Source organism: Geomonas silvestris (genome assembly GCF_014193515.1).
In the GTDB taxonomy this organism is placed as follows: domain Bacteria; phylum Desulfobacterota; class Desulfuromonadia; order Geobacterales; family Geobacteraceae; genus Geomonas; species Geomonas silvestris.
In genome coordinates, this window is sequence record NZ_BLXX01000010.1 from 31,248 (window position 1) to 49,059 (window position 17,812).

Consider the following 17,812-nt stretch of genomic DNA (forward strand, 5'->3'; position numbering starts at 1 on the left):
ATGACACTACTGACACGGATAACGGGAACCTCTCGTCTCAAGTACGCACTTCTGGCGGTCGCCCTCTTGTCGTTGAACGCCTGTGCCGCCTTGGGAAAGACGGACGTGTACCGCGATTCGAACATGGACTTCGGATCGCTGCACACCGTCGCGGTGCTGCCCTTCACCAACCTGACCAAGGAACAGCAGGCCAACGACCGGGTGAGGGACGTCTTTACCTCCGAACTCATGGCAACCGGCGGCATCTACGTGGTACCGGCCGGCGAGGTCGCCCGCGGGATCGTGGCCGCAGGTGCCGGGAGCCCGAGCACCCCCACCTCGGAAGAGGCCATGAAGATCTGCAAGAACGTGAAGGCGGACGCGCTTTTCACCGGCACCCTCAGGGAGTACGGCGAGATCCGTTCCGGCACCGCTTCCGCCAATGCCATCGTCCTGAGCATCCAGCTCATGGAGGGGCAGACCGGGCGGGTGGTCTGGTCGGCGGATACCACGCAGGGGGGGATCACTCTGAAGGACCGCCTGCTGGGCGGCGGCGGCCAACCCCTGAACATCGTCACCCAAAAGGCCGTCAATGACCTCATCAAGAAGCTTTTTGAATAAGCTGCGGCTGGCCCTCCTCGCGGCGCTCTGCCTGCTCTCCGGCTGCCAGCACGCTCCCACCGGAAAACCGGCGGCATCGGGTGAGCCCGTTGCCGAGATCGCGACGCTGCGGGTGGTGGTCTATCCCATCGAGAACCTAAGCGGCACCCCTGCGCCCGTCAAGGAGATCAGGCGCGCCTGGATCGCTAAGCTGAGGGGGCTCGGGCTCGAGGTGGTGACCGACGCCGAGATGGAGCGGGTCTTCGCCAAATACCGGATCCGCTATACCGGGGGGGTGGACACCACCACGGCGCAGGCCTTCCGCAAGGAGGCGGGCGCCGATGCCATCGTGGTCAGCTCGCTGGAGATCTACGGCGACCTTCCGCCCAAGCTGAGCCTGATGTCGCGCCTGGTGAGCACCGAGGAGAAGCCGCGGGTTTTCTGGATGGACAGCGACGGGATATCGGGGGACGACTCCCCCGGGCTGCTCGGGCTCGGGCTGGTTAGCGACTTCAAGGTCGTGCAGGAGAGGGTGCTGCAGCGCCTGGCAAACTCCCTCAGGCTCTACCTGGAGGACGACCCGCGGCAGTGCGACCGGGGCTCCCTCGAGTCCAAGTTCGCGCCCAAGACCGTCGCGAGGCCCACCCCCGCCGGCCAGGAGAAGAGGACCTCCATCGCCGTGGTCCCCTTTTACAACGAGAGCTTCAGGAATTCCGCGGGGCAGCTTTTGCAGCTGCACTTCGTGAACCAGCTTGCCTGCCTGGCCCGGGTGGACGTCGTGGAACCCGGCCTGGTCCGCGAGAAGATGCTCAGTATCAGGATGGTGATGCGCGAGGGGATCTCGACGCGCGACGTCGACGTCATGAGCTACATCCTCGAGTCCGACTACGTCCTTTCCGGGACCGTGTTCGATTACCAGGACCCCTTGGGAGGGAGCGGCATCCCGAAACTCGATTTCAACGCGTTACTGGCCGACAAAATCAACCGGAAGCTGGTGTTCGCCTCGAAGAGCTACAACGAAGGTGACGACGGCGTGTACTTCTACGATGTCGGGCTTTACCGAAACGCCGACCGCATGGCCGAAAAGATGACCGGAAGAGTGGTGAGCGAAATGAGGCTTGGCGAGCGAAAAACCAAGTCGGATCGGCCTTCCAACTAGCCTGTCTGCCCCCCTAATCTAAAAAAAGTTTACAGTTGCAATTTGCCTTTAATTTACATAAGGTGTGGGCGTTTTTGACCGGTTTTCGGTAGCCTAGATTTCAACCTATCAGCAAAAAAGAGAGGTCCAATGAAAAGCAAAGGTTTGACGTCGTGGAAAATAGCAATGGCAGCCGTCCTCTTACTGCTGGCTGCACATCCGGGTTTTACCGCTGAACAGACCGCGGCCCCTGCTCCGGCCCCTGCCCAGACCCCTGCCGCCGCGCCTGCTGCCGACGCGCCGGCTGCCGCACCTACCGCTGCTCCGGCCGCTGCCTCCGATGGCGTCGCGCTGCACCTGAGAGTACCCTTTTACTCCCCGCTGTTCACCGACGTCCCCTTGGCCGCGGTGAACGACGAAAAAATCACCCTGGAAGACCTGCAAAAGGCCCTTATGTCGGTGCACGAGAAGATGACCGAGGAGAAGGCGACCAACGCCAAGAAGAACTTCCTCGACGCCCTGCAGCGGCTCATCAACGTAAAACTCGTGGTCATGGAAGCCAAGAGCATGGAACTCGACAAGTTGCCGGAGGTGGCGAGCGACCTGGAAAACTTCTCCGCGGCCCAGCTTAGGCAGACGCTCTTCCTCGAGCGCGTGAAGGACCTGAAGCCCGACGAGAAGGAAGTGGAAAAGCTCTACCGGAGCAAGATCCGCGAGTGGAAGCTTAAGACCCTCCGCTTCGAGAAGGAGGCCGAGGCCAAGAAGTTCCGCAAGGAGATCGCCGAAGGGAAGGACTTCCTGACGCTGCGCGAGAAGCTCCTCGCCGACTACAAGGCGGACACCCTGGGGAGGAACGAGAACGACTTCGTCAACTCCGACGGACTGGGACCCGAACTCACCGCAGCGCTCGAGAACGTGAAGCCCGGCACGGTGAGCCCGGTCATCTCCGGCATCAACGGCTTCATCGTGGTGAAGGTGGAAGACGTAAAGTCCGTGGAGAGTCCGGAAGCACGGGCCAAGGCGCAGGCGACGCTCCTGAGCCAGATGCGTCTTAAGAGCCTGAAGGCCTACAAGGACGAGCTGCTGAAGAAGTACGGCAAAGAGAACACCAAGCTCATCAAGAGCCTCGACCTGGAAGCCCCCAAGCCCGGCATCAAGAAGCTCATGGAAGACAAGAGGGTGCTGGTGAGCATCAAGGGTGAGAAGCCGATCACCGTTGCCGACCTTGCCGACGCCATCCAGACCAAATTCTTCCATGGGGTCGAGAACGCGATCAAAGAGCATAAATTGAACCGCGAGAAGCTGGCGACCCTGGACGAGATGACCTCGCTGCGCCTCTTCAAGAAGGAGATCGGTGTCCGGCACATCGAGAACAACGAGGAGTACAAGAAGAAGCTCGAGGATTACAAGAACACCGTCTTGTTCAGCATCTTCGTCGAGAAGGTCGTCAAGCCCGACGTCACCTACTCCATGAAGGACCTGAAGGAGTACTACGACGCCCATGCCGCCGAGTACAAGTCGGTCGAGCTTCTGCAGCTCGACGGGATCGCCTTCAAGGAGAACGAGCCCGCCCAGGCCGCCATCGACAAGCTGCGCCACGGCATGGACTTCAAGTGGCTCAAGGACAACGCCGAGAACCAGGTGCGCAAGGACGCACCCGGCATGATGAAGTTCGACGGCGAGATGCTGCCGATCACCAGCTTCCCGCAGGACATGCAGAAGGTCCTAAACGGCGTCGTCAAGGGGGATTACAAGCTCTACCAGAGCCCGGAAGGTTACTACTACGTACTGGCGGTCGCGAACTACGTGCCGGCGCGGGTGCAGTCTCTCGAGGAAGTGAAGAACTCCATCGGCGAGCAGGTCGTCTGGCAGAACCAGAAAAAAACCGTGGAAGAGTGGTTTAAAAAGCTGAGGGACGCCTACACCGTGAAGATCTATCTCGAGGAGCGCTAGATTTCCGTGCCGCGAGTAGTTCAGGCAAACGTTCTTAGTCGTTAAAATGAATGAGGGGACTGTATGAACATGTTTAACATGCAGAAAAGTGGACGGTCTTTAATCTGGAGTCTGGTGGCTTTTCTTGGAATACTCTTTGCCCTGACTGCTTCGCAGCCGGCCTCGGCTGCCATGAAATTCGCCCGGAAGGAATGCTCGGACTGCCATAAGAAGTTCGAGGACAAGTACGGGTCCAAAAAGTACCTGCACACCATGGTGAAGGACAAGAAGTGCGAGGAGTGCCACCTGCGGCACGGTATCGTTCCCAAGCTCCTTCTGAAAAACGACGGCAACCAGCTCTGCCTCGCCTGCCACCCGGCCGACAAGATCGGGCTGGCCAAGGGGAAGGTGCACACCCCGCTCAAAAATGGCAAGTGCACCGGCTGCCACAACCCGCACGGCTCCGACCAGCGCTTCTTCCTCAAGTCCGCCGGGTCCGAGGCGTGCTACGCCTGCCACAAAAAAGATGCCTACGAGAAGAAGGTGGTCCACAAGGTGCTGCAGACCGAAGGGTGCCGCGCCTGCCACCTGGCCCACAGCTCCGCGTTCAGTAACCTTTTGAGCAAGGAGGAGCCGGCGCTCTGCCTTGGGTGCCACGACAGCAAGGGGGGCTCCTTCAAGAAGGCCCACGGCAACTACCCGGTGGAAACCAAGAAGTGCACCGGCTGCCACAACCCGCACTCCTCGACCCAGGCGAAGCTCCTGAAGGTGAGCGCCCACAGCCCGGTCGCCACCTCGGGGTGCGACGGCTGCCACCCGGCCCCCACCTCGGCGAAACCGTTCGAGGTGACCGCCAAGGGGAGCGAGCTCTGCGCGCAGTGCCACGAAGCCAAGGCGCTCAACGGCGGGGGCACGGTCGAGCACCAGCCGTTCAAGACCGGCAACTGCCTCTCCTGCCACAACCCCCACGCCTCGGAGCAGGAGAAGCTGCTGGTGAAATCCGGCAACTCGCTGTGCTTTGACTGCCACAAGGAAAAATCGGCCATGGTCACCGTGAAACACGGCGCCGTGACCCAGGGGAAAGGGTGCCTTTCCTGCCACAAACCGCACGCCTCGGTGCAGAAGAAGCTTCTGGTCGCGGCGGGCTCCGAGCTCTGCTACAGCTGCCACGCGAAGACGAAAGACGGGCTCAAGAAGAAGGACGTCCACATGCCGTTCTCCGGCGGCGACTGCGAGAAGTGCCACAACCCGCACGGCTCGAGCTTCCAGGGGATGCTGAAGGACCGGATGGACACGGTCTGCTACGCCTGCCACACCGATGCCGAGACCAAGTTCAAGAAGAACTACATCCACCGCCCGGTGCTGGAGCAGAACTGCGCCGCCTGCCACACCTCGCACAGCTCAGACGAGAAAAAGCTCCTGAAGGGCGCGGCACCCGGCCTGTGCACCCCGTGCCACGCCGAGATGATGAAGAAGCTGACCCAGGGGGTTAACCACCAGCCGTTTAGCGACGGCGACTGCCTCACCTGCCACGACCCGCATGCCGGCAACCTCCCGGGGCTCATCGTCAGCAAGCAGACCGAACTCTGCGCCAACTGCCACGACGGCGCGTTCAAAGGGCACAAGGACGCCAAGTCGTCGCACCGCCCCTTCAGCAACGGGGACTGCACCAAGTGCCACAGCCCGCACAAGGCGAAACTCCCCAAACTGCTCCTGGCGCAGAGCCCGGACCTCTGCCTGAACTGCCACAAGGACATCAAGGCAAAACTGGCCCGGGAGAAGAACCATTCGCCGGCGCAGAAAGACTGCACTACCTGCCACAAGCCGCACTTCGCAGGGGAGCGCGCGCTCCTGGTCGAGCCGGTTCAGTCGATCTGCTCGCAGTGCCACGAGACCGCCAAGGAGCCTTTTGCCAAGGCCCACCTCGGCATCAAGGCGGCCGACCTCGACTGCATGGCCTGCCACAACCCGCACGCGTCGAAGGATCCCAAGTTCTTCAAGGATGTGACGCATCCGCCGTTTGCGGCCAGAACCTGCGATGACTGCCACATAAAACAATAGCCATGAGGAGCTATACAATGAAAATTCATCTTAAAACATTTATACTGCTCGGCGTCGTGGCTATGCTTTCCTTCAGCCTGAACTCCTTTGCGCAGGACAACACCGCCAAGTTCAAGCTGAAGCCGGGCGCCTACGGCAAACTCTGCCTGGAGTGCCACCCGGGTTTCCAGGACAAGCTCAAGAAGCAGCACGTCCATACGCCGGTCAAAAACGGCAACTGCACCGGGTGCCACAACCCGCACACCTCGGCGTTCTCGAAGCTTTTGGAGAGCGACGCCTCGAAGATCTGCATCAGCTGCCACAAGACCCTGATCGTCGCCAACGCGCTCAGCGTGCACAAGCCGGTCGCCGACGGCTCCTGCATGAAGTGCCACGACCCGCACTCCTCGGCCAACAAGAACAACCTCTTGAAGACCGGCAACGAGCTCTGCCTCGAGTGCCACAAGTCGCTGGCGGAGACCCTGGCCAAGGTGAAGGTGAAGCACAACCCGGTTGAGAAGGGGTGCCTGAACTGCCACGACCCCCACGCCTCGGTCAAGGACGACTCCCTCTTGAAGGAGCGGGTCACCGCGCTGTGCGTGAGCTGCCACAAAACGGACCGCCCCTCCTTCATAAAGCAGCACATGAACTACCCCGTGGCCACCTCGCGCTGCACCTCCTGCCACGACCCCCACGGCTCGGACCGCAAGGGGATCCTCTACAACAACGTGCACAAGCCGGTCTCCACCCGCATGTGTAACCAGTGCCACGAAGAGGCCACCTCCAGCTCGCCGCTCAAGGTGAAGAGGGACGGCGCGGAACTCTGCCGCGGCTGCCACAGCGACATGTTCAACGCCACCTTCGGCAAGAAGCGGATGCACTCGCCGCTGCTCAGCAAGAAGGGGTGCCTCACCTGCCACAACCCGCACGCCGGCAAGGAGAAAGGGCTTCTTAAGGAAGCGCCCCTGGTTTTGTGCGGTAGCTGCCACGCCGACACCATCAAGCGCCAGGCGAAGTCGGTCACTAAGCACGAGCCGGTGAAAAACGGCAACTGCGTCGCCTGCCACGACCCGCACGCCTCCGACAGCGCGCTGTTGGCGAAGCAGGCCTCGGTGGTCGACCTCTGCGCGACCTGCCACGACTGGATGAAGCACTCGACGCACCCGATCGGGGACAAGTTCGTCGATCCGAGGAACAAGAACGCCACGCTGAATTGTCTGAGTTGCCACCGCTCTCACGGCACGGAGTACAAGGGGATGATGCCCTTCCCGGCCATCAGCGATCTCTGCACGCAGTGTCACGAACAGTTCAGGAGGTAATTCTTTTATGCGCTCAATCGTTTTGTGGAGCCTTTTTGTTCTGACGACGATGTACCCGCTCGGCTGCTACGGCGCCGACGCGCTGAAGCTGCGCTACCTGGGGGTCATCCTGGGTGACATCAAGGAAGTCGGTCTGAAAAAGCCCGAAGGGGTGGCCTGCGACGACCAGGGGCAGATCGTGATCGCCGATACCGAGAACGGGCGCCTGGTGCGCTACACCCTCCAGGACAACGCCCTTAAGGGTGGGGGCGAGATCAAGGTGCCGGAGGTGGTCTTCCCGGTACGGGTGCAGCTGAGCTCCAAGGGGAGCATCTTCGTCCTGGACGGCCAGCAGCGCAAGCTGGCGCAGCTCACCCCGGAGGGGACCTTCGTGAAGTACGTAACCCCCGTCGGGGTCAACCCGCCCAACGTGGTCCCGAAAAGCTTCAAGCTGGACAGCCGGGACAACATCTACCTGCTGGACATCGCGGGGGAGCGGGTGCTCGAGATCGACCCGACCGGGAAACTCCTGGCCCAGTTCCCCTTCCCGAAAAACTACGGCGCCATGTCCGACCTGGCGGTCACCGCGGGGGGGGACGTCCTTTTGCTCGACTCCGCCAAGTCGACCCTCTACATCGCCAAGAAGGACGCCCCGCAGTTCGCCCCCTTCACCAAGGGGCTGCAGGAGTACCTGAACTTCGCCACCAACATGCTGACCTCCAGCCGCAGCGCGGACATCTACCTGATCGACCAGGACGGCGGAGCGATCGTGATCCTCGGTCCGGACGGGCTTTTCAAGGGGCGCCAGCTCTCGCTTGGCTGGAGAAACGGCCAGCTCTACTACCCGCAGCAGATGTGCATCAATAAAAACGGCGACGTGGTCATCGCCGACAGAGGTAACAGCAGGGTTCAGCTGTTTGAGAACCTGAAATAAGGGTGCCCGCGCCGGGCCTTGCCGCGGGGCTTTACCCCGGTAAGGCCCGGAGCGCAGGTTGCCGCCCCCGGCACGGGTAACGCCCGGGGCCTAGCTGCCGGTTGAGGATCGGACTATGAAACGTGTACAAGGGGTGCTCGTCGCCTGCGCCATACTGGGAAGCCTCGCCACGGTGGCGCACGCCGACTACGAAGCCGCCGAAAAGGCCTACGCCGCCGGCCAATACTCAAGCGCCCTCAGTCTGTACCTCGCGGACGGCACCCCGCAGTCCCTCAATGCCGCGGCCCTCATGTACTACAAGGGGGACGGGGTCGGCAAGGACCTGCGCCAGGCGCTGGTTCTGTTCACCCGCTCCGCCGCGGCGGGGGATGCCGAGGCACAGGCGAGCCTCGGGCAGATGTACGAGTTCGGCGAGGGGACCGCGCCGGATCCCCGGGAGGCTATCACGTGGTACCGCAAGGCCGCCGACCAGGGGCACGACGAGGTGCGCCAGGACCTGGAGCGGCTCTTCGAGCAGACCGAGGGGCTTAAGACCCACTGGTACCGGGGCGACGCCCTGCGCGGGCACGTGCTCGCCATGTACAACCTGGGGCTCGCCTACTACCACGGCGAGGACGCGGTGCTCGACAAGGCCGAGGCCGCACGCTGGTTCTCCAAGGCCGCCGAGCAGGGGAACCTCCCGGCGCAGCTGCAGCTGGGGGCGATGCTCTCCGCGGGGGACGGCATAAAGGCCGACGAGGTCGCAGGGGCCCGCTGGCTCCACAAGGCGGCCTCGAGCGGTCTGGCACAGGCCCAGTACCTTTTGGGCGACTGCTATCAGAAGGGAAAAGGTGTGCAGCGCGATTACCGCGAGGCCGAGATCTGGCTGCGCAAGGCCGCGGCCCAGGGAAACCAGGACGCCGTCAGGGCCCTGGCCGGACTCGGGAAACACTGAGCCCGGCCCGGCACTGCCGCACCGGTAAATCAACTGGAGGTTGTTATCTTGAGACTGTTAAAGCTAGTTTGCGCCATGGTACTTTGTCTGGGGATCGTCGCCTGCTCGAAGCCCGAGTCGAAACTGATCGGCAAGTGGGTCGGCAAGACCGGTAATTTCGAATTCACCGCGGACAAGAACGGGATGATGACCCTGCCGCAGGTCCCCGCCGCAAAGCTGAGCTTCCCCTACAAGTGGAGCATGCAGGGAGATGACGTGGTCGCCATGGTGTTCGCACAGCCGATCAACAAGACGATCTTCGGGAAATTGGAAAGCAAGACGTCCCTCATCATCGAGGACGACAAGTTCACCAAGCAGCCCTAGGCGGCACTCGAAAAGGGACTTCGCATGAGATGTTTGCATACCCTGGGCGCTGCGGCCTGGCTACTTTTCCTGGGTGGCACCGCCAGCTTCTCCCAAGAGGGGGGGGCGCCGCCCCAATTAAAAGCCGAGGCCGCGCAGGGACTGGTCGATCTGAACCTCGCCAGCAAGGCACAGCTTATGACCCTGCCGGGGTTCGACGAGGCGCTGGCCCAGAAGGTGATCGACGGCCGCCCCTACGCCTCCAAGTCGCAGATCATCAAGAAGGAGGTCGTCCCAAGCGACATCTTCTACAAGGTGATGGACCGGACCACCATCGACATGAAGGCCCTGGCGGCTTCGCTCAAGGCGAAGGAGCAGTCCTCGTTTCAGGAGGAGACCGCGAAGATCCCCGCCTCCGTCAAGAAGATCAAGACCCGCTCCGGGCTCATCTACCAGGACCTGGTGGTGGGGACCGGGCGCGGCGTGCTGTCGGACCACAAGGTGCGGGTCGATTACACCGGGTGGCTCAAGGACGGCACCAAGTTCGACAGCTCCCTGGACCGGGGGAAACCGATCGTCTTTACGGTGGGGAGGGGTGAAGTGATCCGCGGCTGGGAGGAGGGAATCCTGACCATGAAGGTCGGCGGCAAACGCCGGCTGACCATCCCCCCCGCCCTGGGTTACGGCAAGAAGGGGGCCGGGAGCAAGATCCCGCCGGATTCCACGCTTATATTCGACATTGAGTTACTCGACGCTCAACCGTGAGTGCTGGCACTCACTACCGGCAGTACGAAAGACCAGTGCATGCAAGGAGATTAACGATGAAAAGGGTCGCAGTCGCTTTTATGCTGTTTTCCGTCTGTTCGGCTCTTCCGGCTTATGGGGACTTTGCCAGGGCCAGGGAAGCCTATTTGATGAAAGACTACCCGAAGGCACTCAAGATGTTCATGAATGAGGACGACCAGGCTTCGCTCTACATGATCGGCTACATGTACGACCATGGCGAGGGGGTCGCCCAGGACGGCAAGCAGGCGACGGAGTGGTACGCCAAGGCGGCCGACAAAGGCTCGGTCAAGGCGATGTACCGCCTGGGGGTAATGTACTCCAACGGCTACGGCATCGATAAGGACCTCACCGAGGCGAAGAAGTGGTACAAGAAAGCCGCCTTCAAGGGGTTCCTCCCCGCCAAGGAGGCCCTCAAGCGCCTGGAAGAAGGGAAGTAGCCGCCAACCCGCCCGGATCCCAACGCACCACCCAAGGCCCGCGCTGCGGGTCTTGTCGTTTCGCGGACGGCCGCCGCCCGGGGAAACCTCTTGTCTCTCACGAATCATTGGTGCTATCGTACCTGGAAATGCACGTGGTACCTGACTTTGTAGCATTATCTCTTACAGCGAGGAGTCTTTGATGAATCGATACCTTAGTTTGGCCGCAGCCTTCGTCCTCTCTCTGCCTGTAGCGGGCTTCTGCTCGGAAGGAGCCCCCCAAAGCTCCCCCGGAGTCGCCGGCATGGCGGTCAACTCCGGTGTCACCGGCACGGTCGTCGAGACCACCACGGCCGGCGACTATACCTACGTGAGCGTTGAGAAGGACGGCAAGAAGGCCTGGGTTGCCTGCAGCATCAGCAAGATAACCGTCGGCCAGCAGATCGCCTTCGTCGGGTGCACCCCGATGATGAACTTCGAGAGCAAGGCGCTCAAGCGCACCTTCGACATGATCATGTTCTGCGGGGCCCCGCTCTCCTCGACGGAAAGCGAGTTCCTCAACAAGAAGTCGACCGGCAGCAGCGGCCTGGTCCCCGAGGCCAAGGAAAAGATCGTGGTCGAGGCGGCCAAGGGTGCCAACGCCTTCACCATCGCCGAACTCTACGCCAAAAGCGGCGAGCTCGACAAAAAACAGGTCGTCGTGACGGGGAAGGTGATGAAGGTCTCTGCGAAGATCATGGGGAAGAACTGGCTGCACCTGCAGGACGGCTCCGGGACCGCCTTCGAGAAGAACAACGACCTGGTGGTGACCACCAACCTGCTTCCCAAGGTGGGTGACGTGGTAACCCTCACCGGAACCCTCGCCAAGAACAAGAACTTCGGTTCCGGGTACAAGTACGACGTGATCCTGGAACTGGCGACCCCGCAGTCCAAATAACCACCTAAACGACAATTGTTAAGATTCCGCGCCATTTTTCAGGGCGCGGATCTTTTTTTGGGGAGCAGATGGCGAAATCGGTTGGAACGGTCCGGGCGGAACAGACCGCAGTGCAGATGGCGTCGCTGCAAAGGGGTGACTACGCCCGCGCGGCCTTGTTGTTGGCGGTGACGTTCGTCCTTTTCTCGCAGACCGCCCACCACGGTTTCATAAGCTACGACGATCCGGGGTACCTCTCGGGCAACCCGGTGGTACGCTCGGGGCTCAGTGCCGCTTCGCTCGCCTGGGCCTTTACCTCGCTCGCGATGTCCAACTGGCACCCCCTGACCTGGATCTCGCACCTGGTCGACGTCCAGCTCTTCGGCCTGGCTCCGGCCGGCCACCACCTGATGAGCGTTTTTTTGCACGGCGTCTCGGCCGTGCTCCTCTACCTTTTGCTGCTGCGTCTCACGGCGCGCCCCTGGCGCAGCCTGGTGGTCGCGGCGCTCTTCGCCTGGCACCCGCTCCACGTGGAATCGGTCGCCTGGGCGGCGGAGCGCAAGGACGTACTGAGCGGGCTTCTCTTCCACGCGACACTCCTTTCTTGGGTCGGCTACCTGAAACGGCCCAGTTCCGGGCGCTACCTCGGGGCGCTCGCCCTTTTCGCCCTGGGGCTCCTCGCCAAGCCGATGCTGGTGACCCTCCCGGTGGTCCTTTTGATCCTCGATGCCTGGCCCCTGGGGCGCCTGGTGCCGGGGGAAGAGGGGGGGCGCCCGGCCGCAGCACGTTCCGGGCTCTTCGTCGAGAAGATCCCTTTCTTCCTTTTCTCCCTCGCCTCCTGCGCCGTGACCATCTACGCCCAGCACCACGGCGGCTCGATGGCCGAGCTGCGCGCGGTCCCTTTGGGGGGGCGTATCGCCAACGCGGCAACCGCCTGCCTAGGCTACCTGCGCCAGGCGTTCTGGCCCCACGATATGGCGGTACTCTACCCGCTGCCCGCCTCGATCCCGACGGCGCAGGCGGCGGGGGCCGCCGCGCTTCTTTGCGCCCTCACGGCGCTCGCCTTCTGGCGGGTGCGGCGTTCCCCCTACCTGGCGGCCGGCTGGTGCTGGTTTCTGGTCATGCTGCTGCCGGTGCTAGGGCTCATTCAGGTGGGTGCCCAGTCGATGGCGGACCGCTACAGCTACCTCCCGCTGACCGGGATCTTTCTCGCGGTGGTCTGGGGGACCTCCGACCTCCTGGAACGCGTTTCCTGGGGGGGGAAGGGGGCGGCTGCGCTCGCCGGCACGGTGCTCGCCGCCCTGGGGGTTGCCACCTGGTGCCAGGTCGGGGTCTGGGCCGACAGCCTCACCCTGTACCGCCACACCCTGGAGGTCACCACCGGCAACTACCTCATCATGAACAACTACGGCGCCGCCTTGAACGACGCCGGCCGGACCGAGGAAGCGGTCCAGGTGCTGACGCGCGCCATCGAGGTCGAACCGCTGGATCCCTCCTCCTACTACAACCTGGGGCGGATCCGGCAGGTGGCCTACCGGGACAGCAGGGGAGCTGCCCCCCTGTACCAGCGCGCTATCGAGCTGAGGCCCAACTACCTGGACGCCCAGATCAACCTGGGCGGCGCCCTCAACGAAATGGGGCGCCCGGCCGAGGCGCGGCAACTCCTGGAGCGCGCTCTGGGGCTTCCCGGTGCGGACCGGGCCGACCTGCGCTTCAACCTTGCGGTGAGCCTCGTGAACCTGGGGGAGACTGCAGCCGCCGTCCGCGAACTCGAGAAGCTGCGCCCCCTCGACCCGGCGCTGGCGCAGCAGCTCGAAGGCTTTATCGCGAGCCGCACCCAGAGCCCGGCGCAGCAGAAATGACGCGTGCAGGAAGAGGTCTCGTAAATGCCAACTATTGGCTTGACAAGAAGGCCGCTATACCACTAATATCCCATCCAAATCAGGCACTAAGGCGCACTCGGGGCGGGCAGGCTCCGGATCTTCACCTCGCCGGCCAGGGGTGCTTTTCCTTAATGGCTCTCACCTGAGAATCGGAAGGCCGACTTGGCACGAGTCGGCCTTTTTTTCGCACCCGGCCTGTTGAGCTTTTCCGTTCGCTTCGCGAAAGCGGGCTGCGCTTTACGGGTGCCCTGAACCCGTCCACGGTTTTTTCCGCTTGCCGGATTTTTTATGAGTGCGGCCATCGCCGTATTGGAGGAGTAACTTGACCATGGCGCAGAGACACCCTGCTTCGGCTCTTATTTTGATTGCCATGGCGGTACTTTCCTGGTTGGCGGGCGCACCCTCGCTCGCTCGAGCCGAGGCTGCAGCCGGGAAGGCGGCGTGTGTTACCGCATCCTGCCACCCCAACCTGGGGAAGGCGCGCTTCGTCCACGGCCCGGTAGCGGTGGGCGAGTGCACCGGGTGCCACAAGCAGATCGGCAAGCACGCCTTCGAGCCGATCCGCGATCCGGGCAAACAGTGCGAGGAGTGCCACGAGGGGCTCCACACCCAGAAAGTGGTGCACAAGCCAGTGAAAGAAGGGAAGTGCACCACGTGCCACGACCCGCACCAGTCCGGCTTCAAGTTCCAGTTGCGCGCCGAGGGAGCCGACCTCTGCTTTCTCTGCCACGACAAGGCGATCGCCGGCGGCAAGTACCTGCACGGCCCGCTGGGGACAGGCAGCTGCAACTCCTGCCACGCCGCTCACCAAAGCGAATTCCCGAGGCTCCTCTCGGCCGCCGGGAACGACGTCTGCTTTAGCTGCCACACCGACAAGGCAGAGTCCTTCAAAAAGAGCAGGTTCATGCACTCCCCGGTGCGCGAGGCCTGCGTCAACTGCCACAGCCCGCACAGCTCCAACTACCGCTACACGCTGAGCGCCCAGGGGAGCCAGGACCTCTGCTACAGCTGCCACACCGACAAGGCCAAGGAGATCCCGGGGGCGACCGTGCCGCACCTGGCGCTCGCCACCGACCGCAAGTGCCTGGCCTGCCACGACCCGCACGTCTCCGACTTCCCCCGTCAGCTCACCAAACAGCCGATGGACCTCTGCCTTAGCTGCCACGACCGGGAGTACAACGGCGCCAACGGCAAGATCGCCAACCTGAAATCGGTTCTGGCCAACAACGCGGTGCACCACGGCCCCATCCAGGAAAAGGACTGCTCCGGCTGCCACAACCCCCACGGGTCGAAGAACTTCCGCATCCTGCGCGAGAGCTTCCCGCAGCTCTTCTACGCGCCGTACTCCCCTGACAACTACAAGCTCTGCTTCATGTGCCACCAAAAGACCATCGCCAGCGAAGAGACCACCGTCACCCTGACCGGCTTCAGAAACGGCGACCAGAACCTGCACTTCGTGCACGTCAACAAGTCGGTGAAGGGGCGCACCTGCCGGGCCTGCCACGACGCCCACGCCACCAACAACCCGAAGCACGTGCGCGACAGCGTGCCGTTCGCCAAGTGGAACCTGCCGGTGGGGTTCCAGAAGACCAAGACCGGCGGCTCCTGCCAGCCGGGTTGCCACCAGCTGTTCGGCTACGACAGGGCCGTTCCGGTGGTGAACAAACCGGTGGCTAAGTGACGGCCCGAGGTCAGGGGCCCTCGAGGCTCGCCCTGCTGCGGCAGGGTCTCTACCTCTTCTGCGGGTGCGCGCTTTTGGTGGCGGCCACACCCTGCGCGGCCTCGGACGCCGCACCCCCAAATGCCGGGGAGACGGCAACCGCCAGGGCCGCCGCGCCCGGGGCTGAGCTCGCTGCGGCACGCACCGAGGCCGCGACCCATCCGGAGAGCGCCCCGGCGCAGACCCGGCTGGGGTACCTGCTCGCCGAGACGGGAGCGCTCGAGGAGGCGCTCGGCCAGTTCGCCCTCGCCCTCGCCCTCGCCCCGCGCGCCTTCGAGGCCAAGACCGGCAGGGGGATGGTACTCGCCGGCCTGGGGAGGTACCCCGAAGCGGAAAAGGCGCTGCGCGACGCGCTGCTCCTCAACCCCAATCCGGTTCGGGTCCACTACGAGTTGGGAGTCCTCTACCGGAAGATGGGGGAGTACCAGAAGGCCGTGGACGAGTTCAAGGAAGGGATTCGCAAACACAGACAGGGCCGGAACTAGGATAGGGATGCTATGAAAAAAATGGCCATGGCTGTGGTATTCCTGCTTACCTTCGGTCTGCTCGTCTCCGCCCCTGCGGCGGCGACCCTCTTGGTGCTCCAGGTCGGCATGGAGGGGCCGCAATTCTCCCTGACCTCCCCGGAGGGGAAGAAGGTGAGCTCCGCCGAGCTCAAGGGCGACAAGCTCACCGTGCTGGTTTTTTGGTCCAGCTGGACCCAGAAATCGGAGGCGGTGCTCACCCGGATGCAGAAACTCTACGCCCGCTACCGCGCCTCCGGCCTCTCCGTGGTCGGGATCAACGTCGACGAGCAGAAGGTCTCGCCGCAGACCCTGAGGCAGGTGAAGGCGACCCGGGACAGGCTGAAGATCCAGTTCCCCATGCTGGCCGACCCGGGGCTGGTGGCCTTTCGCGACTACGGCGTGATCGCGCTTCCCACCACGGTGGTGCTGGACCAGGGGGGGACCATCAGGCACGACCTCACCGGCTACCCCCTCCTGGGTGCCGAGGAGCTGGACGACTTCGTTTCCGCCACCATGTCCGGCGCCAAGCCGAAGGTGGTCGCCGCGAAACCCCACTACCAGCCGAAAAAGAGCGCGCTCAGCTTTTACAACATGGGGCAGAACAACCTGAAGTCGAAGCTTCTGGCCGGCAAGGCCGAACTCTGGTTCAAGAAAGCGGCCGAGGCCGACCAGGGGTTCGTCCTGCCGCACCTGAGCCTGGGGAGGATCTACCGCGAGAGGGGAGACCAGGCGCTGGCGCAGGCCGAGTACCGTGCGGTCCTTGCCAAGGAGCCGCGGCACCCGGTCGCCCTGTGCGAGCTCGGGATCCTCCTGGTCGAGCAGGGGAAGGGTGCCGAAGGGCGCGCGCTGCTAGACGCCGCGCGCGGCTCCGAAGACTCCTATGCCCCCTGCCTCTACTACACGGGGTACGCACTGGGTCGGGAAGGGAAGGGGGGCGACGCGGCGCGGCTCTTCGAGGAGGCCGCCAAGCTGGCACCGTTCGACTACCAGGTGTATGCGTACCAGGGGATGCTCTACGAACAGCAAAAAGACCTGCAAAAGGCGGCCGACTCCTACGGCCGGGCCCTGGAGACGATCATCCATGGACACTGATCTCGTGAACAAAGCGGCGCGCCCGTTTTTGGCCGGACTGAAAAGGCTTATCCTGGTGGCGGCCCTTGCGGTCTGCCCGGTTGCCGGCCACGCGGCGGGCGAGCCCGGCACGGTGCAGCTTGGCATCGTGAGCCCGCCGGACCGCTCGGTTCTGGAAAGCCCGCTGGTTAACCTGGTGGTGCGCGTGCCGTCCCAAGCGGTCGACGAGCTTCAGCTCTTCGTTAACAGGCGGAGGGTGTCGCTCCCCAAGAGGGACTACAGCCGCTACACCGTCTGTTTCGACGGCATCGAGCTCTACAGCGGCGCCAACGACCTCAAGGTGGTCGCGATGAAGGGGGGGAAGAAGGTGGAGGAGCTGCACGCGCGGGTCTTTTACCGCTCCGACCTGACCTCCGACGCCTCCAGCGCACCCGACGGCTTCAAGCGGTTCCAGTTCCACGCCTACCAGACCGAGAAGGTCTGCATGCCGTGCCACCAGCTGGAGTTCGCCACGGCCTCCGAAGGGGAGACCCCGGCGGCCAGCTCCCCCTGCTACCAGTGCCACAAGAAGCTCCTCAGCAGCTATGCCAACGTGCACGGGCCGGCCGCGGTCTGGTCCTGCCTCTCCTGCCACAGCAAAAGGGGGACACCGAAGCTCGCCACGGTGAAGCCGGACAGCAAGTCCTGTTTCGGTTGCCACGAGGACATCTGGTCCTCCATGAAGTACGGCCATGGGCCGACGGCGGCCGGCAGTTGCGCCACCTGTCACGACCCCCATGCCTCCAACAACCGCTACTTCCTCCGGGTATCCGCCGGCGACCTCTGCCTTGGCTGCCACGAGGAGATCGCGACCAAGGCGCACGTCATCGTGGGGTTCTCGAACGCCGGGCACCCGGTGCGCAGGACCCCTGACCCGTACCACCCGGGGCGGGAGTTCACCTGCATCTCCTGCCACAATCCCCACGCGGGGAGCTCTCCCTACTTCTTGCAGAACTACGATGAGTCTGCCCCGATCAGCGACTTCTGCAAGAAGTGCCACGGCATGTGATCCACGCCGCGGGCGCCCCTCCGGGCAATGGCCGGGGCCGCAAGGTAGGCTGAATCAAGAGGAAAAAGAAGGGCGCAGCGCTTCCGGGTGGCCCCGGACGGCAGCGGTAGGAACGAAGTCTACAAGCCGGTAGCCTTACCGTGAATTTTGAAGTATGTTATGGGTCGGTTTCGAAGCGGGAACCGAGCGATTGTTGCAGGGCAGACAGGGCGATATCCGATTCGCCTGCGTTGCCCACTAAACCTGGTGCGAGGCCGAAGGTGACTACT

16 protein-coding genes are annotated in these 17,812 nt (G+C 63.2%); all 16 read left to right on the top strand.

Translation table 11 applies throughout. The features are described 5' to 3' along the window. The 16 genes from GMST_RS15010 (at position 1) to GMST_RS22470 (ending at position 17,543) form a co-directional block, all read left to right on the top strand. The gene (locus GMST_RS15010; protein ID WP_183355508.1) at positions 1-600 is read left to right on the top strand and encodes a GNA1162 family protein; all 600 of its coding nucleotides are present in this window, start codon (positions 1-3) and stop codon (positions 598-600) included. Further along, positions 593-1,738, top strand: a complete 1,146-nt coding sequence (locus tag GMST_RS15015; RefSeq protein WP_183355509.1) for a hypothetical protein — start codon at positions 593-595, stop codon at positions 1,736-1,738. The genes GMST_RS15010 and GMST_RS15015 overlap by 8 nt, the downstream gene beginning before the upstream one ends. Positions 1,739-1,903: 165 nt before the next feature. Further along, positions 1,904-3,670 carry a peptidylprolyl isomerase gene (locus tag GMST_RS15020; protein WP_183355510.1) on the top strand — a complete coding sequence of 589 codons (1,767 nt, stop codon included), beginning with the start codon at positions 1,904-1,906 and terminating at the stop codon, positions 3,668-3,670. A 114-nt stretch (positions 3,671-3,784) separates the two neighbouring features. Next, positions 3,785-5,710: a cytochrome c3 family protein gene (locus tag GMST_RS15025; RefSeq protein ID WP_246399684.1), complete on the top strand. Its 1,926-nt coding sequence runs from the start codon at positions 3,785-3,787 to the stop codon at positions 5,708-5,710. A 17-nt stretch (positions 5,711-5,727) separates the two neighbouring features. After that, on the top strand, positions 5,728-7,008 hold the full coding sequence (locus GMST_RS15030; protein ID WP_246399685.1) for a cytochrome c3 family protein: 1,281 nt from the start codon (positions 5,728-5,730) through the stop codon (positions 7,006-7,008). 7 nt (positions 7,009-7,015) lie between these two features. After that, positions 7,016-7,921 (top strand): NHL repeat-containing protein, encoded by a 906-nt coding sequence (locus tag GMST_RS15035; protein WP_183355513.1) that lies wholly within the window; start codon positions 7,016-7,018, stop codon positions 7,919-7,921. A gap of 115 nt (positions 7,922-8,036) precedes the next feature. Then, the gene (locus GMST_RS15040) at positions 8,037-8,855 is read left to right on the top strand and encodes a tetratricopeptide repeat protein (RefSeq protein ID WP_183355514.1); all 819 of its coding nucleotides are present in this window, start codon (positions 8,037-8,039) and stop codon (positions 8,853-8,855) included. Between the two features lie 48 nt (positions 8,856-8,903). Beyond that, positions 8,904-9,218, top strand: coding sequence for a hypothetical protein (locus tag GMST_RS15045; protein WP_183355515.1), 315 nt, complete (start codon positions 8,904-8,906; stop codon positions 9,216-9,218). A 24-nt stretch (positions 9,219-9,242) separates the two neighbouring features. Next, complete coding sequence (locus tag GMST_RS22720; RefSeq protein WP_183355516.1) at positions 9,243-9,962, top strand: FKBP-type peptidyl-prolyl cis-trans isomerase; 720 nt, start codon at positions 9,243-9,245, stop codon at positions 9,960-9,962. A gap of 149 nt (positions 9,963-10,111) precedes the next feature. Beyond that, positions 10,112-10,420, top strand: coding sequence for a tetratricopeptide repeat protein (locus tag GMST_RS15055; protein ID WP_183355517.1), 309 nt, complete (start codon positions 10,112-10,114; stop codon positions 10,418-10,420). A gap of 181 nt (positions 10,421-10,601) precedes the next feature. Further along, positions 10,602-11,336, top strand: a complete 735-nt coding sequence (locus tag GMST_RS15060) for an OB-fold nucleic acid binding domain-containing protein (protein ID WP_183355518.1) — start codon at positions 10,602-10,604, stop codon at positions 11,334-11,336. Between the two features lie 68 nt (positions 11,337-11,404). Then, the gene (locus GMST_RS15065) at positions 11,405-13,177 is read left to right on the top strand and encodes a tetratricopeptide repeat protein (protein ID WP_183355519.1); all 1,773 of its coding nucleotides are present in this window, start codon (positions 11,405-11,407) and stop codon (positions 13,175-13,177) included. A 349-nt stretch (positions 13,178-13,526) separates the two neighbouring features. Further along, positions 13,527-14,879: a cytochrome c3 family protein gene (locus tag GMST_RS15070; RefSeq protein WP_183355520.1), complete on the top strand. Its 1,353-nt coding sequence runs from the start codon at positions 13,527-13,529 to the stop codon at positions 14,877-14,879. Continuing rightward, positions 14,876-15,403 carry a tetratricopeptide repeat protein gene (locus GMST_RS15075; protein WP_183355521.1) on the top strand — a complete coding sequence of 176 codons (528 nt, stop codon included), beginning with the start codon at positions 14,876-14,878 and terminating at the stop codon, positions 15,401-15,403. Before GMST_RS15070 ends, GMST_RS15075 begins: the two co-directional genes overlap by 4 nt. A gap of 12 nt (positions 15,404-15,415) precedes the next feature. Continuing rightward, the gene (locus tag GMST_RS15080) at positions 15,416-16,516 is read left to right on the top strand and encodes a TlpA disulfide reductase family protein (protein ID WP_183355522.1); all 1,101 of its coding nucleotides are present in this window, start codon (positions 15,416-15,418) and stop codon (positions 16,514-16,516) included. Then, positions 16,506-17,543, top strand: a complete 1,038-nt coding sequence (locus tag GMST_RS22470; protein ID WP_183355523.1) for a cytochrome c3 family protein — start codon at positions 16,506-16,508, stop codon at positions 17,541-17,543. The genes GMST_RS15080 and GMST_RS22470 overlap by 11 nt, the downstream gene beginning before the upstream one ends. The last annotated feature ends 269 nt before the right edge of the window (positions 17,544-17,812 follow it).